24 protein-coding genes and 1 riboswitch are annotated in these 22185 nt (G+C 69.6%); of the genes, 12 read left to right on the forward strand and 12 right to left on the reverse strand.

From position 1 onward, the window contains the following. Positions 1-28: 28 nt before the first annotated feature. From efeU to ACPCXD_RS09650, 4 genes are all read right to left on the reverse strand, one after another. Entirely contained in the window at positions 29-910 is an 882-nt protein-coding gene (gene efeU, locus ACPCXD_RS09635; RefSeq protein ID WP_088897525.1) for an iron uptake transporter permease EfeU, read from the reverse strand. Between the two features lie 94 nt (positions 911-1004). Further along, positions 1005-1187, reverse strand: a complete 183-nt coding sequence (locus ACPCXD_RS09640) for a hypothetical protein (RefSeq protein ID WP_145692991.1) — start codon at positions 1185-1187, stop codon at positions 1005-1007. A gap of 122 nt (positions 1188-1309) precedes the next feature. Beyond that, positions 1310-1552: a hypothetical protein gene (locus tag ACPCXD_RS09645; RefSeq protein WP_026061175.1), complete on the reverse strand. Its 243-nt coding sequence runs from the start codon at positions 1550-1552 to the stop codon at positions 1310-1312. Positions 1553-1733: 181 nt separating this feature from the next. Then, the gene (locus ACPCXD_RS09650; RefSeq protein ID WP_088897523.1) at positions 1734-2207 is read right to left on the reverse strand and encodes a general stress protein; all 474 of its coding nucleotides are present in this window, start codon (positions 2205-2207) and stop codon (positions 1734-1736) included. 134 nt (positions 2208-2341) lie between these two features. Between ACPCXD_RS09650 and ACPCXD_RS09655 the strand changes: the two genes are divergently transcribed. After that, positions 2342-2959, forward strand: a complete 618-nt coding sequence (locus ACPCXD_RS09655; protein ID WP_016694819.1) for a TetR/AcrR family transcriptional regulator — start codon at positions 2342-2344, stop codon at positions 2957-2959. A gap of 39 nt (positions 2960-2998) precedes the next feature. After that, complete coding sequence (locus ACPCXD_RS09660) at positions 2999-3868, forward strand: ribokinase (protein ID WP_088897522.1); 870 nt, start codon at positions 2999-3001, stop codon at positions 3866-3868. Positions 3869-3890: 22 nt separating this feature from the next. Here the strand turns inward: ACPCXD_RS09660 and ACPCXD_RS09665 are convergent, their stop codons facing one another. From ACPCXD_RS09665 to ACPCXD_RS09675, 3 genes are all read right to left on the reverse strand, one after another. Beyond that, positions 3891-4721, reverse strand: a complete 831-nt coding sequence (locus tag ACPCXD_RS09665) for an ABC transporter (protein WP_088897521.1) — start codon at positions 4719-4721, stop codon at positions 3891-3893. A gap of 65 nt (positions 4722-4786) precedes the next feature. Beyond that, positions 4787-5101, reverse strand: a complete 315-nt coding sequence (locus ACPCXD_RS09670) for a DMT family transporter (protein ID WP_026061704.1) — start codon at positions 5099-5101, stop codon at positions 4787-4789. A 13-nt stretch (positions 5102-5114) separates the two neighbouring features. Further along, positions 5115-5180: riboswitch (guanidine-III (ykkC-III) riboswitch) on the reverse strand. A 40-nt stretch (positions 5181-5220) separates the two neighbouring features. Beyond that, on the reverse strand, positions 5221-5427 hold the full coding sequence (locus tag ACPCXD_RS09675) for a hypothetical protein (RefSeq protein ID WP_145692993.1): 207 nt from the start codon (positions 5425-5427) through the stop codon (positions 5221-5223). A 148-nt stretch (positions 5428-5575) separates the two neighbouring features. On the opposite strand from ACPCXD_RS09675, the gene ACPCXD_RS09680 reads away from it, so the two are divergent. After that, positions 5576-6673 (forward strand): polyhydroxyalkanoate synthase family protein, encoded by a 1098-nt coding sequence (locus tag ACPCXD_RS09680; protein WP_423659353.1) that lies wholly within the window; start codon positions 5576-5578, stop codon positions 6671-6673. Between the two features lie 24 nt (positions 6674-6697). Here ACPCXD_RS09680 and ACPCXD_RS09685 read toward each other — a convergent pair whose 3' ends face one another. Genes ACPCXD_RS09685 through ACPCXD_RS09700 form a run of 4 tightly spaced genes read right to left on the reverse strand, consistent with a single transcriptional unit; the run spans position 6698 to position 10328 of the window. Beyond that, positions 6698-8206 (reverse strand): MDR family MFS transporter, encoded by a 1509-nt coding sequence (locus tag ACPCXD_RS09685; protein ID WP_423659354.1) that lies wholly within the window; start codon positions 8204-8206, stop codon positions 6698-6700. A 58-nt stretch (positions 8207-8264) separates the two neighbouring features. Continuing rightward, positions 8265-8690 carry an HIT family protein gene (locus ACPCXD_RS09690; RefSeq protein WP_006551872.1) on the reverse strand — a complete coding sequence of 142 codons (426 nt, stop codon included), beginning with the start codon at positions 8688-8690 and terminating at the stop codon, positions 8265-8267. 25 nt (positions 8691-8715) lie between these two features. Then, entirely contained in the window at positions 8716-9222 is a 507-nt protein-coding gene (locus tag ACPCXD_RS09695; protein WP_231913212.1) for an ArsR/SmtB family transcription factor, read from the reverse strand. Next, positions 9219-10328, reverse strand: coding sequence for a serine hydrolase (locus tag ACPCXD_RS09700; RefSeq protein WP_064852814.1), 1110 nt, complete (start codon positions 10326-10328; stop codon positions 9219-9221). Before ACPCXD_RS09700 ends, ACPCXD_RS09695 begins: the two co-directional genes overlap by 4 nt. Before the next feature lie 131 nt (positions 10329-10459). Between ACPCXD_RS09700 and ACPCXD_RS09705 the strand changes: the two genes are divergently transcribed. The 4 genes from ACPCXD_RS09705 (at position 10460) to ACPCXD_RS09720 (ending at position 15486) form a co-directional block, all read left to right on the forward strand. Continuing rightward, entirely contained in the window at positions 10460-11125 is a 666-nt protein-coding gene (locus ACPCXD_RS09705) for a nucleoside/nucleotide kinase family protein (protein ID WP_423659358.1), read from the forward strand. Positions 11126-11135: 10 nt separating this feature from the next. Beyond that, entirely contained in the window at positions 11136-12389 is a 1254-nt protein-coding gene (gene purD, locus ACPCXD_RS09710; protein WP_160873721.1) for a phosphoribosylamine--glycine ligase, read from the forward strand. A gap of 84 nt (positions 12390-12473) precedes the next feature. Then, positions 12474-14255: a CocE/NonD family hydrolase gene (locus ACPCXD_RS09715; RefSeq protein WP_237451062.1), complete on the forward strand. Its 1782-nt coding sequence runs from the start codon at positions 12474-12476 to the stop codon at positions 14253-14255. Between the two features lie 31 nt (positions 14256-14286). After that, positions 14287-15486, forward strand: coding sequence for a pyridoxal phosphate-dependent aminotransferase (locus ACPCXD_RS09720; RefSeq protein WP_026061522.1), 1200 nt, complete (start codon positions 14287-14289; stop codon positions 15484-15486). Positions 15487-15508: 22 nt separating this feature from the next. On the opposite strand, the gene ACPCXD_RS09725 is transcribed toward ACPCXD_RS09720, so the two are convergent. Next, the gene (locus ACPCXD_RS09725) at positions 15509-17152 is read right to left on the reverse strand and encodes a GMC oxidoreductase (protein ID WP_160873722.1); all 1644 of its coding nucleotides are present in this window, start codon (positions 17150-17152) and stop codon (positions 15509-15511) included. A 145-nt stretch (positions 17153-17297) separates the two neighbouring features. Between ACPCXD_RS09725 and ACPCXD_RS09730 the strand changes: the two genes are divergently transcribed. From ACPCXD_RS09730 to ACPCXD_RS09750, 5 genes are all read left to right on the forward strand, one after another. Further along, a complete protein-coding gene (locus ACPCXD_RS09730) occupies positions 17298-17912 on the forward strand; it encodes a TetR/AcrR family transcriptional regulator (protein WP_160873723.1) in 615 nt (204 codons plus the stop codon). A 44-nt stretch (positions 17913-17956) separates the two neighbouring features. Beyond that, positions 17957-19378 (forward strand): adenylosuccinate lyase, encoded by a 1422-nt coding sequence (gene purB, locus ACPCXD_RS09735; RefSeq protein WP_160873724.1) that lies wholly within the window; start codon positions 17957-17959, stop codon positions 19376-19378. 114 nt (positions 19379-19492) lie between these two features. Next, on the forward strand, positions 19493-20095 hold the full coding sequence (locus ACPCXD_RS09740) for a TetR/AcrR family transcriptional regulator (protein ID WP_145692999.1): 603 nt from the start codon (positions 19493-19495) through the stop codon (positions 20093-20095). Next, positions 20092-20520 (forward strand): HIT family protein, encoded by a 429-nt coding sequence (locus tag ACPCXD_RS09745; RefSeq protein WP_016693979.1) that lies wholly within the window; start codon positions 20092-20094, stop codon positions 20518-20520. The genes ACPCXD_RS09740 and ACPCXD_RS09745 overlap by 4 nt, the downstream gene beginning before the upstream one ends. Before the next feature lie 4 nt (positions 20521-20524). Beyond that, a complete protein-coding gene (locus ACPCXD_RS09750) occupies positions 20525-22126 on the forward strand; it encodes an L-lactate permease (protein WP_423659361.1) in 1602 nt (533 codons plus the stop codon). Positions 22127-22185 lie beyond the last annotated feature (59 nt).

Below are 22185 nucleotides of genomic sequence, written 5' to 3' on the forward strand. Positions count from 1 at the left end.
AAGGCGGGATCGTGAGGTCGGGGCGGGATCACGTGGCGGCGGGTTGCTGCACCGATCGCGCATGCCGGTCGGCGGGGACGGGCCGGAGGAAGAGGAACAGGACGACCACCAGATAGGTGAGCCAGACGGCGAACTGGAGGACCGTCGGATCCGGGCGCAGGTTGAGGATGCCGCCGAGAACCGTGCCGTACCAACTGCCGGAATCGTAGTGATCGGAGACATCGAAGAGGGTCGCCGTGGCGCCCGGTAGTACACCGCCGATCTGCAGGGCCCGCACCCCGTATCCGAGAATTCCCGCAGCCACGACCACCAGACAGATCCCGGTGAGCTTGAAGAACTTCGCCATGTCGATCCGGACCGCACCGACGTAGAGCAGGACGGACAGCACGACGGCGAGTGCGATGCCGAGCAACAGGCCGACGAGTGGCCACGGGCTCCCTGCGGTGTTCTCGGCGTATCCGACCATGAGCAGTGCCGTCTCGAGGCCCTCCCGGCCGACGGCGAAGAACGCGAGGGACAGGACGGCGGAGGGCCCCACGATCAGGGCCTTCTCCATCCCGGACCGCAGTTCGCCGGAGATCGAGCGAGCAGCCGTACGCATCCACAGCACCATCACGGTGACGATGACGACCGCTACGAGGGAGGCGATTCCGGCGGCGATCTCCGCGGCGAGACCGTCGAGGGTGCTGGTACCGAGATGGATGATCAGGAACGTCGCGGCCACCATCGCGATTGCGCCCCCGACACCGCACCACACCCATTTGAGTGCGTCGCGGCGCTCCGCCCGGACGAGGAAGGCGACGAGGATGGTCACGACGATGCCGGCTTCGAGACCTTCGCGCAGGCCGATCAGGCCGGAGCCGGCCAGCTGGGTGGCGACGGAGGGCGCATCGGCGGCGAGCAGCGTCATGAACGCACCTACTCAGGTAAGGCGAACCTTCGATTCTGGAACGCCAACATACACCTGGAAGATGCTGCTGCGGGAGGGGCTTTCGGCCATCGCTTCACGGGAGGTGTCGGCGCTCGGGCGGAGTGCGGTTCGCCCTGCGTTGCGACAGGTCGATCACCGGCGCGATCGTGCGCGGCGCCTCGTGGAGGTCGCGGGCCGCGGCGACGCGGCCGAATACGAGGGCGACCACCGGGGATGCCGTGAACCATCCGAGCAGCGGCCAACCGATCCATGTCATATCCGGAGAACGGTTCGGGCGCACGGAGCGTTAACGGATCCGGTGCAGTTCACCCGGTGGTTCACCCCTCGCATGTCACTGCAGGGGCGTGTGAATACGGAAGTGACGAAATGGAGCGGATATCAGGACTTCGAGGATTCGAATGCGTCCATATCGACGAATATCAGCCGTCCGTCGTCGAGCGCCACGGCCCAGCGGCGTACGGGCGCCCAGTCGCGACCCAGCTTGTCGCCCACGGCTTCCTGTGCAGGACCGAAGTCCTCGACGATCGTGCCGGGGCATGCCTTGTCTCCCGCGACGCCCGCGCGTACGACGACCTTCGAGCCCACAGCGGGCTTCGGGGGAGTATTCGACGATCCGGCCATAACTCGAATCATGCCATCAGTGGAAAGAAATGACCGGGCAAACACGGATTATCCGCATCGGGAGAATGCGGAGATTCGGGCGGAATATCCCTTTTGCGTGATTATTTCCTCGGGAAACGACTTCGCCCACGCCGGGTCGGCGTGGGCGAAGAGGTTCTCGAATCGGAGAAACAACGGTCGGTCAGCGCAGTGCGAGTTTCTCGCGCGCCTGATCGACGAACTCGGAATCGACCATGAGGTCGTAGCGGGAGGCCTCGATGCTCTTCCTCGAGACGAAGTCGCGGCGTCCCCCGGTGCTCCAGTGGGTGAAGAAGCCGAGTGATCCGCCCCATACCGCGCCGAAGACGACAGCGGCGAGGATCACGGTGGCCATGCCGGTCGCCGGCAGGAGCAGTGCCAGGAGCAGGCCGAAGAGCAGGCCCGTCCAGACGCCTGCGGCGGCGCCGCGGAGGGCGGCCCTGCCGTTGGTCATGCGGCCTTCGATGTGTTCGACGGTGGTGACTCCCTGGCCGACGACCCGCAGGTACTCGACGGGAAAACCTTCGTCGGACAGGTGGTCGATGGCCCGCTCGACGGCGTCGTAGGTGCGGTAGCTCTCGAGGACGGTTTCGGATTCGGCGAGGTGCCCGGGTGTCGGTGCGTAGATATCTGTCATGCGTTCCCCTTCGTCGACGATTGGAACGATACGCTCATCGTAGCGTATCGTTTCGTAGTGTTTGATTCGGGGTCGCCTCTTCGGGGAGACTCGGGAATCCTGCGGGTGTATGCCCGCGCGAGGAGGATGTAGACATGGTCGGCGAGGTCGAGACGGAGTCCGTGGCCCTGACGCCGCGGCGTCCCGTCAAGGAGCGTGCCGGGACCGACGCACGCATCGTGAAGGCCGCGCTCGAGATCCTGCGCCTTCACGGACCCAACCGCGTCACCGTCGAGGCGGTCGCGGCACTGTCGGGCGTCGCGAAGACGACGATCTACCGGCGCTACGCGAACCGCGAGGAGATCCTCGACGCGGCGTTGCACTCGCAGGTCGCCTCACCGTGCGTTCCCGACGGGCTGTGCGTCTACGACCGCGTCAAATGGACCCTCGAGCTGATCCGCCGGGGACTGTCGAACGAGGTGGGCATGGGCAGTGTCAGCGCACTGCTCACCGACCAGGAACCCGGATTCACCGAGTCGATCCGCGAGATCATCAACGCCCGCAGCGAGGTCGTCGCCGACGTGCTCCGCACCGCGATCGACTCGGGCGCGATCCGCAAGGACATCGACGTCGACACCGCCGTCTCGATGCTCGTCGGCGCGTATCTCGGCGCCTACCTGCGTCACGGCGAGGTGGGGGAGTCGTGGGCGGACGAGGTCGTCCACATCGTCTGTCCCGAACTGGAACCGGACACGAAGGGGCAGCGATCGTAGGTCGGCCGCCGCGGGTCGATCGGCCGTAGGCTCGACCCCGTGACCGAGTCGAGTCGATGCGTGGTGGCGGTCGTGGGATCGCTGAACCTCGACCTGACGGTCGTCGTGGCACGTGCTCCCGAAGAGGGCGAGACGGTACTCGGCCGGCATCTGCGCACCTATCCGGGAGGCAAGGGCGCGAACCAGGCCATCGGTGCGGCACGCCTGGCTCCCACCGCCATCGTCGGCGCCGTGGGCAGCGATCACGCCGCCGACGTGCTGCGCGGCGTGCAGCAGAGGGCCGGCGTCGACACATCCCATCTGCGCACCACACCGGGCCCGACCGGCCGGGCCGTCATCGTCGTCTCCGACGACGGAGAGAACCGCATCGTCGTCGTACCCGAGGCCAATTCACTGCTGAAGGCCGAGGACGTGACCGCCGCACTCGATGCCCTCGATCCCGCGGTGGTGCTCACCCAGCTCGAACTGCTCCCCGCCGTGACCTGGGCCGCCGCCCGGTGGGCGCGCGATCACGACCGCCGGTTCGTGCTCAATCCGAGCCCGGTCGTCGACCTGGACGAATACGTCCTCGCCGGCGCCGATCCGCTCGTGCTCAACGAACAGGAAGCCCTGCACTACGCGGGTCTTCCCGCGGGGACCCCCTTCGACGAGATCGTGACCCGCCTGCTCGAACAGGTGCGCACCGTGGTGATCACCCGGGGCGGGGAGGACGTCGTGGTCGGAACCGAGGACGCGATCGAACACCTGCGGGTCCCGCAGGTCGACGTCGTCGACACCACGGGGGCGGGCGACCACTTCGCCGGCACGCTCGCTGCGCTGCTCGGCACGGGGGAGGACCTGTTCGCGGCAGCGCGCCGGGCCTCGGCCGACGCCGCCCGGCTGGTTGCATCCCGCCGCGCCGATCGCTGAGACGGCGGTAGCGGGAACCGCGTCAGGGCGGCGGAAGCAGCTCGCCCTTGCCGCTGCGCAACCAGCGGCCGGGAAGCCGGCCGGCGAGGTCGCCGAGCGGACCGACGGCCCCGCGCAGCAGCTCGACCGTCTCCTGCAACATGTCGATGCTCGCGTTCATCTGCGAGATGCCGGGCGTGAGATGCGCGAGTGTCTCCGAGAGCGAGACGATCTGATCGAGCGGACCGCCCTCGGCGAGCAGTCGTTCGAGGGCACCCCGCTCGGAGAGCAGGACGTCGAGCACGCCGCCCTGGGCGAGAGCCCGCTCGACGACCCCACCGGGCCGGATCGCGACATCGACGATGCCGCCCGGCGCGGTGAGCCGTTCCACCGCACCGTCCTGGGCGAGCAGCCGCTCGAGCGGGCCGTCGTGCGCGGTGAGGCGATCGAGCAGACCCTCTTCGGACACGAGGCGGTCGAGGGCGCCGTCGTCGGCGAGGATCCGGTCGAGCGGACCGCCCGGTGCGGTGAGCCGGTCGACGGGCCCGCCCGGTTCGAGCAACCGATCGAGCAGGCCACCCGGCTCGGTGAGTCGATCCACCGGCCCACCCGGCGCGAGCAGCCGGTCGAGGGGACCACCGGGACGCAGCGCGTGACCGAGTCCGCGGTCCTCCGACGTGAGCCTCGAGATCTGCTGCAGCAGGCCCACCGAGCTGCGGGTGTCGGGCAGGCCGACCGCGCCGAGCGCGGAGTAGGTGGTGGGCGACACCGCGACCCGCACGGTGCCGACGACCGTTTCGGCGACGCTCAGGGCGGCCTCGGCGGCGGTCAGACCCACACGCACCGGCATCACGAGTACGGACCCGAGGTTCATGGAACCGACTGTAACGGTCAGTGTCCGAGAACGTCAGTGTCGGAGAACGTCAGTGTCCGAGAAGGTCAGTGCACGAGTTTGAGACCGACGACGCACAGCACGATGCCCGTGATGAGTGCGATCTTCAGCAGGGAGGCGGCCTCGGTGCCGGTGACCATCGCATATCCGACCGTGAGGGCGGCGCCGATACCCACCCAGACGGCATAGGACGTCCCGACCGGCAGCGTGCGCAGGGCGTAGGCGAGTCCGGCCATGCTCAGGACGAGAGCGACGACGAACACCAGTGTCGGTGTGAGCCGGCTGAAACCGGCGGATCTGCCGAGGGCTGTGGCCCACACGGCTTCGAGGACACCGGAGAGGACGAGAACGATCCAGGCCATGACGTACAACGCTCCTGCACCGTCTTGTCGCTGGCCGGGTACGGTGCGCTCGTCCGGGAGGCCGACCGGCGGCCACCTCCGTCGAGGTTAGGAATTCCGGGCGAGTATTGGCAAATTGCTCAGGACACGCGCAGCAGCTGTGATTCCTGCGCAATCACGGTGCACGAGCATCCGCCGTCCAGTTCGGTGCAGTCGAGAACGAGGGTGTGCCGCACGATCTCGAAGTCGACGCAGTCGGGTTCGGTGCAGGCGACCGGCGCGCCGGCGTGGATCACGAGGGTGCCGTGGCAGTGGTCGAGATCGTGGTTGCACTGTGAGCACGTCATGCACCACTTGATAGCACTGTCGTCGGACAGGTTCTCCGACGCGGGTCGTCGTGCCGTCCGGTTCGTCCGGTGCGCGGGCCCCGACGTCCCACGACTATCGTGAGCACGCGCAACAACCAGGTATTGCCGACTCGGGGAGGAGTCACACATGGGGATCACGGACGTGGTCGGGAAGGCCGCGCGGAACGCGTGGTCGTTGTTCGTCGCCGACGGAATCGCGCCGCCCCATCACACTCCCTCGGTGGTCGTCGGGGACGGTCGCCACCGCACGCTGCGTCGCTTCGGCCCGGAGAACGCCGGTCCGCCGGTGCTGCTCGTGACCCCGCTCGCCGCCTCGCCCACCTGCTTCGACCTGATGCCCGGCCAGAGTCTCGTCGAGCACCTCCTCGAGCTCGGCCGCAGCGTCTTCCTCGTCGAATACGGCGAGATGACCTCCGACGACCGCGACCTCGGACTCGAGTTCTGGATCGACGAGGTCATCCCCGAAGCGATCGCCCGCACGTCCGAACTGTGCGGGAACCGCGAGGTGGACGTCGTGGCATGGAGCATCGGCGGCACGCTCGCGATGCTCACCGCCGCGGCACATCCCGACCTGCCGATGCGGTCGCTGACGGCCTTCGGCAGTCCGCTCGACTACTCCGCGATCCCGCTGATGGCGCTGCCCCGGCTCGTCGGCCGGTTCGTCGCCGAGCCCGCACTCGGCCTGCTCGACGCCGTTTTCGGCGGAGTGCCCGCACCCGTCGTCCGCACGGCCTACCGCCTCACCGCGATCGAACGCGAGATCCAGCGTCCGTGGTTCGTCGCGACGCACCTCGCCGACGCAGAGACGCTCGCGCGGATGGAACGCGTCGACCGGTTCCAGGACGAGATCCACGGCTACGCCGGACGCGTGTTCCACCAGCTCGCGACGAACGTGACGGTCGACAACCAACTCGCCACCGGACGACTGCACCTCGGCGACCGGGTCGTCGACCTCGCCGACGTCACGGTCCCGGTGCTCGCGTTCGGCGGCGAGGACGACGTGCTCGCCCCGATCCCGGCTGTCGAGCCCGTCACGAGGCTGCTCGTCGGCACGCAGGTGCGCTTCGTCCGCGTCCCGGGAACGCACCTCGGCATGCTCACCGGCAGCGCCGCGCGCGACACCTCGTGGGTCGAACTGGACGCCTTCCTCCGCGAACCCACGAACAGCAACGCGCCGGCCGCCACGCTTCCCGTCGAACAGGAAGTCGTGACGACCGGCGCGTGAGTGCGGGCCGGTGAGTGCTACCGGCTAGTGCGTTCCGGTGGTCTCGGGGACCGACGCCTCCACCGCATCCGGCTCGGGCTCCGGGGCCCGCCGGACGAACAGCGAGCCGACGACGGCGATCACCGCGATCACCGCGCCCCATGTGAAGGCGCCGTGGATACCGTCCGCGAGGGCACCGGCGGGATCGCCGGCGCTCTCGGCGCTCTCGGCGCCCGCGACGGTCGTGCGGGTCAGCACCGTGATGAACAGCGCCGTACCGGCCGCGCCGGCGACCTGCTGCATCGTGCTGACGATGGCACTGCCGTGGGAGTACAGCCGTCGCGGCAGCGCCCCGAGTGCCGAGGTCAGCAGCGGCGAGAACATCAACGCGAGGCCGATGTTGAGCAGCACGTGCCAGGCGATGACCGTGCCGATCGCGGTGGTCGCGTCGAAGGTCGTCATGCCCCACATCGCGACGCAGGCGATGATCGCGCCCGGTGCGACGAGCGGCCGCGGACCGAACCGGTCGAACAGGCGTCCGACGATGTAGCCGAGCAGACCCATGACCAGACCGCCGGGCAGCAGCATCAGGCCGGTGGTCAGTGTCGACTGACCCAGGACGTTCTGCAGGTAGATCGGCAGCAGGATGAGGGTGCCGAACAGCGACATCATGCTCACGGACACGAGTGCGACCGCGAGGGAGAACGCCGGGGTGCGGAACGCGCGCATGTCCAGCAGCGCGCCGTCGCCGAGGCGGATCTGACGCAGGACGAAGACCGTCAAGGACGCGATGCCGACGACCAGCGGCAGCCACGGTGGCATGAGCGGATCGCCCTCGGCGGCCTCACCGAGACTGCTCAGACCGAAGACGAGACCGCTGAACCCGAGGGCCGACAACACCACCGACGGAGCGTCGAGCGGCACCGCGACCGGTTCGGTGACGTTGCGGATCCAGCTCAGGCCGAGCGCCGTCGCGACGACCGCGATCGGCAGCACCAGCCAGAACATCCACCGCCAGCTCAGCTGGTCGAGCACGACGCCACCGATGGTCGGGCCGACCGCGGGAGCGACCGCGATGACGATCGAGATCACGCCCATCGTGCGTCCGCGACGATCGGCGGGAACCAGATTGAGCACCGTCGTGAACAGCAGCGGCAACATCACCGCGGTGCCCACGGCCTGGACGACACGACCCAGCACGAGGACCGGGAAGATCGGGGCGCTCGCGGCGATCAGGGTGCCGAGCAGGAAGCTGCCCATCGCGATCGCGAAGACGGTGCGCAGCGACAGCCGGGTGAGCAGGTAGCCCGTGATCGGGATGACGACGGCCATGGTCAGCATGAACGCCGTGGTGAGCCATTGGGCGGTGGCCGCGCCGACGTCGAACTCGACCATCAGCTTCGGCAACGCGACGCTCATGATCGTCTCGTTGAGGATGACGACGAATGCGGCCCCGACGAGAACGGCGATCAGCAGACCGGCGCGCGGTGCGGCAGCGGCCTGCGGCTCGGCCGTACCGGCCGGGGCTGGGGAACTCGGTGGAGTAGAAGACACGAGGAACTCAACGGGATACCGGTCGGAATTGTTCCGCCGATATCCCGTCGAGCGGAGATCAGTCCGGGACGTGCTCGCCGTGACCCTGTTCGCGCAGCGCGTCCTTGATCTTCCGATGCGCGCGGTCGAGCGATTCGGGCGACGGATCCTTCTCGGCCGTCGCGAAGTCGAAGTCGCCGAGGGAGTAGGCGGGGAAGACGTGCAGATGCAGGTGGGGGACCTCCAGGCCGGCGATCATCAGGCCGGCGCGCGGGGCGTCGAAGGCGGCGGTGACGGCGCGGCCGAGGATGCGGGCGACGTCGTTCACCTTCGCCCACAGGTCGTCGTCCACGCTCTGCCAGTGGTCGACCTCCTGCCGCGGCACGACCAGCACGTGCCCCTCGGTGAAGGGGTTGATGGTCAGGAAGGAGACGACGTCGTCGTCCTGCCAGACGAAGCGGCCCGGCAGTTCACCGGCGATGATCTTGCTGAACACGGAAGTCATACCGGGAGGATAAGGGACACCTGGTTCACCGGAGCTGTTCCCCGACATCGGCCGCGGCGACGGTGAGGACGAGCAGCGGCACGACCTTCTCCGGTGCGATCCGGTAGCGGTTGCGGCTCTCCTGCTCGACCACGCGCGCAGCCGACAGTGCCCGGAGATGGTGGTAGAGCCGGCCGGTCGACGTGAGGTCGGTGGCCTCCTGGAGTTCGGTGGCGGTGGCGGGACCGCGCAGCAGGGTCCGCACGATCGCCAGTCGCGCGGGGTTGCCCAGCGCGTCGAGGACGGCGGCGACGGGAACCGGATCGAGCGCGAGGGATGCACCCGCGTCGTACTCGATGTTCCAGCGGACGTTCCCGTGCAGGGAGACCGCGCCCCCGTAGGTCACGAACCCGGTGCCCGCCGCCACGGGACCGGCACCACCGGGACCGTCCCCGGCGCCCGGGCGGGTCGCGTCGCCCTCGAGGATCCGCACACGGCGTTCGAGATCCGCGAGCCGGGCCTCGTACTCGTCGTTCACGTCGCCGTCGCTCACATCGCGCAGCGTATCCGCTCGAGGAAATCGGGATCGTTCGCTGCCGCGGCGAGCATCTCCTGGTGGGCGAACGATTCGAGGGCTCCCGCGTAGTCGCTGTCCGACATGCCGGACGCGAGCATCACCGTGGTCGCGATCGTGCCGTCGTCGCGGCGGAAGGTGATCGCGTCGGTGAGGACGCCGGGCAGGCTGCCGCCCTTGAAACCGATTCCCTCGAATCCCGGAAGCGGGGACGGTTGCCATTCGAGGTGGGTGCGCGCGAGGTCGCCGCCGGCACCGAACGAGCCGTCGGCGATCGCGCGATGCAGGGCGGTGAGTTCGGCGGCCGATCCGGTGTTGTCGAAGCGCTGGACGCGGTCGACCCGGGCGAACAGATCCTCCGGCACCGGGTTCTGCGCCACTTCGGTGCGGTAGGCCGGGTCGGAGGCATAGCGGCGCGCGGCGTCCCGGACCGCCGACGAGTCGTCGAGTGTCGGGTCGAGCAGTGCGAGCGTGTTGCCGAGCATCGTCGGTGGCGTGAAGTCGTCCCAGCCGCCCTGGGCAGCGGCCTCGCGCAGGGCGTCGTCGCCGAGCCGGTCGCGCAGGTAGTCGGGGACGGCGTTGTCGCTCTCCTGGATCATCGCCGACACCATCTCGTCGAGGGTGACGGTGTCCTCCGGGTCGTTCACGCCGAGGCGTTCGAGAGCCCGGGGGTGTGCGCCGCCGTCGGTGCCGGGGAGATGCCAGCGTTCCCAGTCGGCGAGCGGTACGCGTTCGTCGGGGGAGAGTTCGCCGGCTGCGACGGCGCGGGCATAGGCGGCGAGATGCACGACCTTCACTGCCGACGCGAGCGGTTGCCGCTCCTCGGGTCGTTGTTCGAAGGTCCCGCCGTTGCCGTCGTCGACCGCGATGGCGACCGTGTCGGAGTTCTCGGCGAGGTAGCCGATCCAGCCTTCGGCGGTGGTCACGTCGGCGGCGGGGGTGGGCACGCATTCACCGGTCGGCGCGGAGGCTCCGGCACCGGAAGATGCGGCGACGTCGGGCTCCGAGGGGTCGGTCTGTCCGCATCCGGCGAGTGCGATCACGACGCTCGTCGCGGCGAGGGTGGTTCCGATCCTGTTCGGCATGGCGATATCCGTCCGTGTCGGGGTCGTTAGTTCGGAATTTCGAACTTACGAAATAACGATAGACCGGCCGGGTGGGCGTGTCGAGAGCTCACGGCGACTCCGACGTCGCGAGCGGTCGTATCGTCGGGCTCATGGGAGGTGACGGGAGCGTGCGGGAGGCGCCGCTGCGCGTGCTCGTGGATGAACTCGTCACGCACGTCCTCGTCGGGCTTCCCGCGGATCGGCGCACGGTGGTCGGTCTGTGTGGGCCGCCGGGTGCCGGGAAGAGCCGCGCCGCGGCGCTGCTCGTCTACGCCCTCCGGTGCGCGGGGGTCTCCACCGGGCAGGTGCCCATGGACGGCTATCACCTGTCCAACCGGCAGCTCGACACCTTCGGCGCGCGGGACCGGAAGGGAGCACCCGACACCTTCGACGTCGCCGGCTTCCGCGACATGCTCAGCCGGGTGCGGCAGTGCCGCGACGAGACGATCTACGCCCCGGATTTCTCGCGGCCGCTCGACGAACCGATCGCGGCGGTGCACGCCGTGCCGGCCGACGCGCGGGTGATCGTCACCGAGGGCAACTACCTGATGTTCGAGACCGGGGGATGGGAACACATCCGCCCGTTGCTCGACCTCGTCATCTACATCGACACACCCCGCCGCACGCTCACCCGACGTCTCGTGCGCCGGCACCGGCACCACGGGCGGGGCGACGACGGAGCACGCGAATGGGTGCGGACCGTCGATCTGCCCAATGCGGAAGCCGTCCAGCGCACGCGCTCCCGCGCCGATCTCGTGTGGAGACCGGTCCCGTAGTCTGTCCTGCGTGCGCGTACTCGTTATCGGCTCCGGTGCCCGTGAACATGCTCTTGCTCTCGCTCTGTCCCGCGACCCGGGCGTGACCGCCGTGCTGGCCGCGCCGGGCAACCCCGGTATCGCGAACGTCGCCGAGCTGTTCCCGGTCGACGCGGCCTCCGCCGACAGCGTCGTCGCCCTCGCCACCGAGCAGAAGGCCGACCTCGTCGTCATCGGTCCCGAGGTCCCGCTGGTCCTCGGCGTCGCCGACGCCGTCCGCGCCGCGGGCATCCCCTGCTTCGGACCGTCGGCCGCCGCTGCACGCATCGAGGGCTCGAAGGCGTTCGCGAAGGACGTCATGGCCGCCGCCGGTGTGCGCACCGCCCACAGCGAGGTCGTCGACAGCCCCGCGACCCTCGACGAGGCGCTCGACCGGTTCGGACCGACCTGGGTGGTCAAGGACGACGGTCTCGCCGCCGGTAAGGGCGTCGTCGTCACTCCCGACCGCGCCGCCGCCCGCGACCACGCCGCCGAGATCCTCGAGAACGGGCACCCCGTCCTGCTGGAGTCCTTCCTCGACGGCCCCGAGGTCTCCCTGTTCTGCCTCGTCGACGGTGAGACGGTCGTGCCGCTGCTCCCGGCACAGGACCACAAGCGTGTCGGCGAGGGCGACACCGGCCCCAACACCGGTGGCATGGGCGCTTACACGCCGCTGCCGTGGCTGCCCGAGGGCAGCGTCGAGCGGATCGTCTCCGAGGTCGTCGAGCCCGTCGCGGCCGAGATGGTGCGACGCGGATGCGGTTTCTCCGGACTGCTCTATGCGGGTCTGGCGATGGGCGCCGAGGGCCCGGCCGTGGTCGAATTCAACTGCCGTTTCGGCGACCCGGAGACCCAGGCCGTGCTCGCCCTGCTCGAGTCGCCGCTGGGCGAGGCCCTGAACGCGGTCGCCACCGGCACGCTCGCCGAGCTCCCGCCGCTGCGCTGGAAGGACGGCGCCGCGGTGACCGTGGTGCTCGCCGCCGAGTACTACCCGTCCACCCCGCGCACCGGCGACGTGATCACCGGCGCCGAGGGCGACACCGTGCTGCACGCCGGCACGAAGCGTCGCGACGACGGTGCACTGGTCTCCGCAGGTGGGCGCGTGCTCAACGTGATCGGTGTGGGTGCCGACCTCGCGTCCGCGCGCGAGGCCGCTTATGATCGGCTCGCCGACGTCAAGCTGCCGGGCGGTCACTTCCGCCGCGACATCGGTCTGGCAGCCGTCGAGGGCCGGATCTCGGTCTAGCCTTTCACCCGCGTCCTTCACCTTGCACCTACCGGGTGTATGTTGCACACTCGGTGCATCTTTGATGCCGCCAGGGGTGACTGCATGGTTTCTCGAAGACGAACGCCGACGCCGGACCCGACACCGCTACGGCACCACCACGTCGTCGTCCACGGGCTGCCGGACGACGTCCTCGTCGAGCGCGACGTGCCCATCCGCACGGGCGACGGCACCGTACTGAGAGCCGACGTCTACCGCCCTGCCGACTCCGGTGAGCACGACCGCTGCCCCGTGCTGGTCGCCGTCACCCCCTACGGCAAGGACGCCGGCGTCGACCGCTATCCCGTCGACTTCGACGACCTCGCCGAATCCGGCAACCACGTCGGCGATCTCGAGATCAGCGACTGCACCTCCTTCGAAGCACCCGACCCCGCCTACTGGGTTCCTCGCGGCTACGTCCTCGTCGTCGCGGACATGCGCGGCCATCACGCGAGCGGCGGCCGCCCCCGCCTGCTGCTCGGCCGGGCCGCGCTCGACTGCGCGTCCGTCGTGGAATGGGCCGGTGGCCAGGAGTGGAGCAACGGCCGCGTCGGTCTCGCCGGCGCCGACTATCTCGCCACGCTGCAGTGGTACACCGCCGCGCTCAACCCGCCCTACCTTGCGGCCATCGCACCCTGGGAGGGTGTAAGCGACCCCTGCCGCGACATCCTCACCCAGGGCGGCATCCCCGAGACCCGCTACAGCGAGTTCTGGTACAGCGCGATGAACACCGGCGCCCGCTGCGGCGCCGCCTCCCTCCGGCGGTTCACCCCGTGGTTGCTGCGCCGGTTCCCCGACTTCTTCCGTCATGTCGCCCCGCCGCCCCGGCTCGAGGACGTCACCGTGCCCGCCCTCGTCGGCGTCTCGTGGTCCGATCAGGGCCCGCGCGCCCGCGGTTCGGTCGAGGGCTACCGCCGCATCGGGTCGGAGCACAAGTGGCTCTACACCCACGGCCGGAAGATGTGGCAGACCTTCTACGGCAACGAGGCCCTCGACTACCAGCGACGATTCTTCGACCGCTTCCTCAAGGACGAGGACAACGGCTTCGAGGACACCCCGCGCATCCGCCTCGAGACCCGCCACGACCTGCGCACCTATTCCGAACGCCTCGAATCCGAGTGGCCGGTGCCCGACACCCGCTACGTCGCACTCCACCTCGACCACGCGAACGCCGACCTGAGCACCACCCCGTGCGAGAGCCGCCAGTTCCGCCGCACCTTCCCCGTCGCGGGCGACGAACTCGTCTTCACCCACGCCTTCGACGAGGACACCGAGATCACCGGGCACGCGGCGCTGCGTCTGTGGGTGCAGGCGAAGGACGCCAACGACATGGACCTGTTCGTCGGACTCGCCAAGCGCGACGAGCACGGCCGCGACGTGTGGTTCGAAGGCCACGGTGGATACGAGAAGGGATTCGTCGCCCATGGGTGGATGCGGGTCTCGCGCCGAGCGCTGGACCCGGAGGCCTCCACCGCCTACCGGCCCGTCCACGACCAGAAGAAGTACTGGCCGTTGCTGCCCGAGCAGATCGTGCCGGTCGACATCGAGATCATGCCGCACAGCACCTTCTTCGAGGCCGGATCGAGTCTCGTGCTCGTCATCGCCGGCCACGACCTCGACGAGAACCCGCGCGTCGGGCACGACCGCACCATCAACAAGGGCTTCCACATCGTGCACGCCGGCGGACAGTTCGACTCGCATCTGCTGTTGCCGGTCGTGCCGCAACCGGAGCCGGAACCCGACGAGACGGCCGCCGACGCGGAGGTCGTGCCCGCGAAGGTCGTCGACCGTCAGGACTATCCGATCGCGTGGGGCGCCCTCACCCGACTTCAGCGCGTCCGGCTCTGACGAACGACGCGCGCGTACTACCGTCGTCGACGTGCGCCCCGAATCCCAACGCTCCGGTATCGAGACGTTCCATGTCATGGATGTGTGGAAGGCGGCTGCCGAGCGGCAGCGCAGCCACGGCGACGTCCTGAGTCTCGCCGCCGGACAACCGTCGACCCCCGCACCCGCTCCCGTGCTCCGCGCCGCCAACCTCGCGATCGACGCCGAACTGCTGGGTTACACGGAGACCTTCGGCATCCTGCCGCTGCGCGAGGAGATCGCGGCGTACCACCGCCACAAGTACGGCATCGACGTCGACGCGGACGACGTCGTCGTCACCACCGGCTCCTCCGGAGCCTTCACGCTGGTGTTCCTCGCGGCCTTCGACGTCGGCGACACCGTGGTCGTCGCCCGCCCCGGTTATCCGGCCTACCGCAACACCCTCGCCGCGCTCGGCTGCCGCGTCGTCGAACTCGACTGCGGCCCGCAGACCCGTTACCAGCCGACCGTCGCGATGCTCGAGGAACTCGACGCTCCGCCCGCGGGAATCGTCGTCGCCAGCCCCGCCAACCCGACCGGCACGATGATCGAACCGTCCGAGCTCGCGGCGCTCGCACGCTGGTGCGACGAGCACGGCAGTTTGCTCATCTCCGACGAGATCTACCACGGCATCGAGTTCGGCACCGCCCGGTCCGAGACCGGTGAGGGCACCGGATCACCGGCGACCTCCACGGCGTGGGCGACCTCCCGCGACTCGGTGGTGATCGGCTCGGTGTCGAAGTACTTCTCGATGACCGGCTGGCGGCTCGGCTGGATGCTCGCGCCCGAGACGATGCGTCCGGCCCTGCAGCGACTCGCGTCGAACATGACGGTGTGCCCGCCGTCGATCTCCCAGTTCGCGGCGATCGAGGCGTTCGGGACCGAGGCCCGCACCGAACTCGACGGGCACGTCTCCCGCTACGCCGTGAACCGGGAGCTGCTGCTCGAAGGGCTGCCGGATCTCGGCATCACGAAACTCGCACCGGCCGACGGCGCCTTCTACGTCTACGCCGACATCGGCCATCTGCTCGACGGCGAGAACTCGACAGCGTGGTGCGCGCGGCTGCTCCACGACACCGGTCTCGCGCTCGCACCGGGCGTCGACTTCGACACCGTGCGCGGCGACGAGACCGTGCGACTGTCGTTCGCGGGATCGACCGCCGACGTCACCGCGGCGCTCGACCGGCTCGCGGGCTGGCTGCCCGTCTCCTGATCACGGGACTGCCGCGGGGCGGTCACCGCCCGTCGGCGATGATCCGCGCGATGTTCCGTTCGGCGAGCGCCGCGATGGTCAGCGACGGGTTGGCGGTGCCGGTGCTGCCCGGGATCAGCGCGCCGTCGACGACGTAGAGGCCGGGATGACCGTGCACGCGGCCGTAGCCGTCGGTCGCGTCGCCGAGCACCGCACCACCGAGCGGATGCGCCGTGAAGGTCGCGTTGACGTCCTCGGCCATCGGCGATGCGCCCGGAATCGTGCCCCCGGCCTGCGCCATCGCGTTGTGCACGACCCGCAGGGCATCGACGCTCTCGCGTTCGCCACCGGCCGGCCAGTTCAGGACCGCGCGATCGGCACCCGGGTCGTACGCGAAGTCGGCGCGGGTGGGGTCGAGGGTCATGCCGAGGGAGGCGAGCATTCCGACGTCCTTCGCGGTGCCCGCGACGAACCAGTTCTCGAGGCTCAGCGGCAGACCGGACTCGTCGACGATGCGCGACGCCGACGGCGCGCCCTGGTCGCCGCCGAAACCCTCGGTGAGCGCGAACGAACGGACGAGCACCGCGTCGCCGTTGGTGCCCCAGCCCCGCCCCACACGCTCGTCGAGGTTCGGCAGCGAACCGGTGTGCCGCGCCTTGACGAGCAGTTCGGTGGTGCCGATCGATCCGGCACCGAGGACGAGACGGTCGCACGTGATCGTGGTGGTGCGCAGCACCGCACCTGTCGGATCGACGGCCTGTACGTCGAGCCAGTAGCGGCCGTCGCCGTCCTGACCGACCGCGAGCACCCGGTGACCGTGGCACACCAGGGTGCGCCCGGTGGCCTCGGCCGCCGGGATGTAGTTCTGCGTGAGATCGAACTTCGCACCGTTCGAGTTGCCGAGATTGCTCTCGCCCGCGACGGCCGAGCGGCGGACCGAGCCGGCGAGTTCGGCGCGCACGACGTCCCAGTCCCAGATGCCGTCGATGCGGTGCGGGCTGTAACCGGCGGCGCGTGCGTCGTCGTCCCACCGCCGCGAGTGCGCGAACTCGGCGGCGTTGTAGATGTCGTCGGGCATCGGATCGAGGCGCAGCATCGAGCGCACCTTCGGGTACCAGGTGGACGCCATCTCGTCGTAGGAGAGACGGCCGCCGAAGACGTGCTCGAAGAAGTGCCGTTCGGGAGCGATCATCACGCCGGTGAACACGATCGATCCGCCGCCCACCGCGGCGCCGCGCCACACCGACATGTTCGGGTAGTCGACCACGTCGAGGACGCCGGCGAAGTCGTCGCACACCACCGGGATGCCCGTCGGGCCGGTGAACCGGGTGCGGTGGTGGTAACCGCGACCGTCGGCGAGCAGGTCGGTCGTGAAGATCTCGCGGTGCGGGTCGCGGGGCCAGCGCATGCCGCGCTCGAGCATCGTGACCCGGTTCCCCGCCTCGGCCAGGCGCAGCGCGGCGACGCTCGCCCCGAAACCGGAGCCCACCACGACGACCTCGGAATGCTCCGGCGGTGCGGGCGGTGGAACGAACAGCTCGGGCACGAGACGGCGGTACTCGTCGACCCCGACGGGCAGCGCATCCGCACGCGGGAGGCCGACACCGGACAGACCCGGGGCCGCGGCGCCGGCACCCGCCAGGGCGGCCCCGAGAAGCGAGGCCTGCAGAAAGCGTCGACGTCTCATCCGGTACGGCTCCGATCGTTCGATGACCTACTCGCGGGGCGGCGCCCGCCGAGGACTCGACACGCGCGGGCGGGCGCAATGGTACCGGTTGGTCTCCAATTCCGTTTTCCCCTGGTGAGACGCTCGGGACTGTCACCATGAGAAGGTGTCGATTGCTGCGACCCCGAAGGGCGAACGGCGCCGTCAGGCGCTGGTCGAGGCAGCGGCCGACCTCATCCTCGAAGGGGGCATCGACGCCGTCCGCCACCGGGCCGTCGCGACCCGCGCGGGCCTGCCGCTCGCATCGACCACCTACTACTTCGAATCGCTCGACGACCTCGTCGCGTGCGCGGTCGACTACAACAGCGAGCGGGAACTCGACACGATGCGGGAGCGTGTCCGCGACATCGAGCCGCTCCCGCGCAGTCTCGAGGGCACGGCCGATCTCATCGTCGACCTGCTGATCGGACCGCGGGACTGCGACGGCGGCATCGACCGCGAGCGCCTGATCTCCCGGTACGAGCGGTGCGTCGCGACGGCCCGCTATCCGGAACTGCGCGACGTGCAGGTACGCATGCGCGAACAGATCGACCATCTGCTCACCGACCTGCTCGAACGCTGCTGCCGATCGGTGCGGCCCCGCGAGGTGCGCCGGCTCGTGGCGGTCGTGGACGGCGCGGTCCTCGGCGGACTGGGCGAGCTCGATCCCGACCCGCGCTCGCTCGCGCGCGGCATCCTGCTCGACGTCGTGGAGAGCGTCGCGCCCCCGGTCGAGGATTGAGGTCGGGGAATACGGGAGCAGGCCCGGACCGTAAACTCACTTCTGTGAGCCACATCCCCAACGTCCTCGCCACCCGCTACGCCAGCCCCGAACTCCGGGACCTGTGGTCGCCCGAGTACAAGATCGTGCTCGAGCGGCAGCTGTGGCTCGCGGTGCTGCGGGCGCAGGCCGAACTCGGGATCGACGTTCCCGCCCAGGCGATCGCAGACTACGAACGCGTGGTCGAGCAGGTCGACCTCGAGTCCATCGCGCAGCGCGAACGCGTCACCCGGCACGACGTCAAGGCTCGCATCGAGGAGTTCAACGCCCTCGCCGGTCACGAGCACGTCCACAAGGGCATGACCAGCCGCGACCTCACCGAGAACGTCGAGCAGCTGCAGATCCTGCGGTCGCTCGAACACGTCCACTCCCACGGTGTCGCCGTGGCCGCACGCCTCGCCGAGCGCGCCACCGAGTACGCCTCGCTCGTCATGGCCGGCCGCTCGCACAACGTCGCGGCGCAGGCCACCACCCTCGGCAAGCGTTTCGCGTCGGCCGCCGACGAACTGCTCATCGCGCTGCAGCGCGTCCGGGAACTGATCGCCCGGTACCCGCTGCGCGGGATCAAGGGCCCCATGGGCACCGCACAGGACATGCTCGACCTGCTCGGCGGTGATTCCGCCAAGCTCGCGCAGCTCGAGCAGAAGGTCGCGCAGCATCTCGGCTTCGCGAACGTCTTCACGAGCGTCGGCCAGGTCTACCCGCGTTCGCTCGACCACGACGTGCTCTCCGCGCTCGTGCAGGTCGGCGCCGGTCCCGCGTCGTTCGCCCACACCATCCGGCTCATGGCCGGCCACGAACTCGTCACCGAGGGCTTCCAGCCCGGCCAGGTGGGCTCGTCCGCCATGCCGCACAAGATGAACACCCGTTCGTGCGAGCGCGTCGACGGCCTGCAGGTCGTCCTGCGCGGCTACGCGTCGATGGCCGCCGAACTCGCCGGTGCGCAGTGGAACGAGGGCGACGTCTTCTGCTCCGTCGTCCGCCGTGTGGCCCTGCCCGACGCCTTCTTCGCGATCGACGGCCAGATGGAGACCTTCCTGACGGTCCTCGCCGAGTTCGGCGCCTACCCGGCGGTGATCGAGAAGGAACTCGTGCGGTACCTGCCGTTCCTCGCGACCACCAAGGTCCTGATGGCCGCGGTCCGGGCCGGGGTGGGTCGCGAGACCGCCCACGAGGTCATCAAGGAGCACGCGGTCTCCGTCGCACTCGCGATGCGCGAGGAGGGCCGCGAACCCGATCTGCTCGACCGTCTCGCCGCCGACGACCGGCTTCCGCTCGACCGCGCCGCGCTCGACACGGCACTGGCCGACCGGGAGGTCTTCGCCGGAGCCGCGGTCGCGCAGGTCGAAGCGGTCGTCGCGGCGGTGCAGGATCTCGTAACGCAGTATCCGGAAGCGGCGAAGTACACGCCGGCGCCGATTCTCTAGGAAACCGATTCAGCAGGAATCACGGGAGCCGACTACCGGGGGGAGTGTCCGATGGGGGTGGCGGTATCAACAGGGGAGAACGAAGTGTCGGTGAAACCGGGAAATACGGGTCGGGTGCGTGACGCAGCGCGAACACGCACCGCGCTGCTCGATGCGGCGCGCGAGGTGTTCCTGCGCGACGGATACGCGGCGGCGGCCACCGAGGAGATCGTCTCGGTCGCGGGGGTGACGCGCGGTGCGCTCTACCACCACTTCGCCGACAAGCGCGATCTGTTCCGCGGCGTCATCGAACGCCTCCAGAAGGAAGCGGAGAGCTCCCTCGTGCCGGCCGAACCGGTCGACGACGCCTGGGAGGGTTTCACCCAGGCCGTGCTCGCCTCACTCGACGCCGTCTACGACCCCGCGACCCGCCGACTGCTGCTCATCGAAGCCCCCGCGGTCCTCGGCTGGGCCGAGGTCCGCGAGACCCACCGGCACTCCTCGCTGAAGGCCATCGAGCGCATGCTCGTCACCCTCGACCCCGAGACCTACGAGGCGTCGCCCACGCGGACGTCGGTGCTCGCGCACCTGCTCGTCGCGGCCGTCGAGGAAGCGATGCTGTGCCTCGCGCACAGCGACGATCCGGTACGCGACCGTCCCGAGGTTCAGGGCGAACTGCTGCGCCTGCTCGAATCCGCCCGCGGACCCGCACGTACGGAGGAGTCCACGCCACGGTGACGGACTGCATCTTCTGCGCCATCGTGGCCGGGCAGTCGCCGGCCAGCGTCGTGCTCGACGAACCCGACGTGCTCGCATTCATGGACATCCGCCCGTTCACCCCGGGGCATCTGCTCGTGATCCCGAAGCGGCACGCCTCCGGACTGGCACAGCTCGATCCCGACGACGGAGCGAAGGTGTTCGCCGCCGGGCAACGGATCGCCACAGCGATGCGCGCGTCCGACCTCCCCATCGAGGGCGTGAACATGTTCCTCGCCGACGGCGTGGCTGCCGGCCAGGAGGTCTTCCACGTCCACCTGCACCTCGTGCCGCGCAGGGCCGGGGACGGCTTCGGGATCCGCGCCGACTGGCGGACACCGAACCGGACCGTGCTCGACGGCACGGCCGCCACCATCCGCACCGCCGTGGAGACACACCGGTCGTGATGCAGTGACAGGTGCATACGTTCAGCCGATCGCGCCGGTCGGCGGGTCGCTCGCGTGGTCGGCACTGGTGGCGGTACTCCCGCTGCTGACCATGCTCGTCCTGCTCGCCGTCTTCCGTCTGCGGTCCCATTCGGCCGCGGGCATCGCGGTGGTGGTGGCCCTCATCGTGGGCACCGCCGTCTACGGCATGCCGGTCGGATCCGCGCTCAGCGCCGGTGTCGAAGGTGCGGTCTTCGGTCTCTTCCCGATCATGTGGACGGTGGTCAACGCCGTCTGGGTGTACCGGCTCACCGTCGAATCCGGGCACTTCGACGTCCTCACCCGCGCCTTCGGGCGAATATCCCCGGATCCGCGGATCCTCACCATCGTCATCGCCTTCCTGTTCGGCGCGCTGCTCGAGGCGGTCGCCGGCTTCGGCACCCCCATCGTCGTGTCGACCGTCGTGCTCATCGGCGCCGGTCTGCCGCCGGTGCGTGCAGCCGCGGCGTCGCTGCTCGCCAACTCGGTCGTCACCCCGCTCGGCGTCATGGGCACACCGATCCTGACGATGTCGCGCGTGTCGGAGATCCCGATCGACGAGATCGGACCGGTCGTCGCGCGCCAGGTCTGCCTGCTCGCGGTGTTCGTCCCGCTCGTGCTGGTCGCGGTGGTCGGCGGATGGCGCGGTGTGCGTGAGACGTGGCCGGTCGCGCTGGTGGTCGGACTCGCCTTCGGTGCCGCCCAGTTCGTGTGCGCGAGCTACCTCACCGTCGGGCTGAGCAATATCGCCGGTGCCGTGGCCGGTCTGCTCGTGCTGCTCGTCGCGGTGAAGGTGCACCCCACGCATCGGGAGGTCCGCCGGGCCGCGGCCGAGCGGATCCACGACTCGCGGCGACGCGTCGTCGAGGCGTTCGCTCCCTACGCGCTGATCGTCATCGTCTTCCTCGTCAGCCGGTTCGGTCCGGTGGCGTCGCTGCTGTCGAACGCGAGCCTGTCCTTCCCGTGGCCGGGTGTGGACGTGACCACGGCCGACGGGGACGTTCCCACCGCGGAGACCTTCACCATCGATCTGCTCACGGCTCCGGGCAGCCTCGTCTTCGTCGCCGCGCTGCTGTCCATGCCGGTGCTGAAGGTCGCGGTGGCCGACGCGGTGCGGTGCTTCGTCGCGGCGGTCGTGCAGTTGCGGTGGTCGTTCGCGACGGTGACGGCGGTGCTCGCCCTCGCGTACGTGATGAACCTGTCCGGGCAGACCGCCACGATCGGTGGTTTCCTCGCCGGTGCGGGCGTGGCGTTCGCGCTGTTGTCGCCGGTGCTCGGCTGGCTCGGCGTCGTGGTCACCGGCTCGAACACCGCCTCCAATGCGATGTTCGGCAGCCTGCAGGTCGCCGCGGCCCAGCAGTCGGGACTCGACCCGACCGTGCTGGTCGCGGGGAACATGGCCGGCGGCACCACCGGCACCCCGATCGCACTGCAGAACCTCGCGCTTGTGTCGTCGGTGAAGGGACTGTCCGGCAAGGACGGATTGCTCATGCGCCGGATCTGGCCATTGAGCATCGCCGGTCTCGCGGTGCTTGCCGTCCTCGTGTGGCTGCAGTCCACCTCCGTACTGGGCTGGATGGTGCCTTGACGCTGCAATTGTGCAGTGACGAACGTCGGCGTGCCGTGAATGCCTGTTTCGTCGGCGTG

It is taken from the genome of Rhodococcus sp. AB351 (genome assembly GCF_049538275.1).
Classification (GTDB): domain Bacteria; phylum Actinomycetota; class Actinomycetes; order Mycobacteriales; family Mycobacteriaceae; genus Rhodococcus.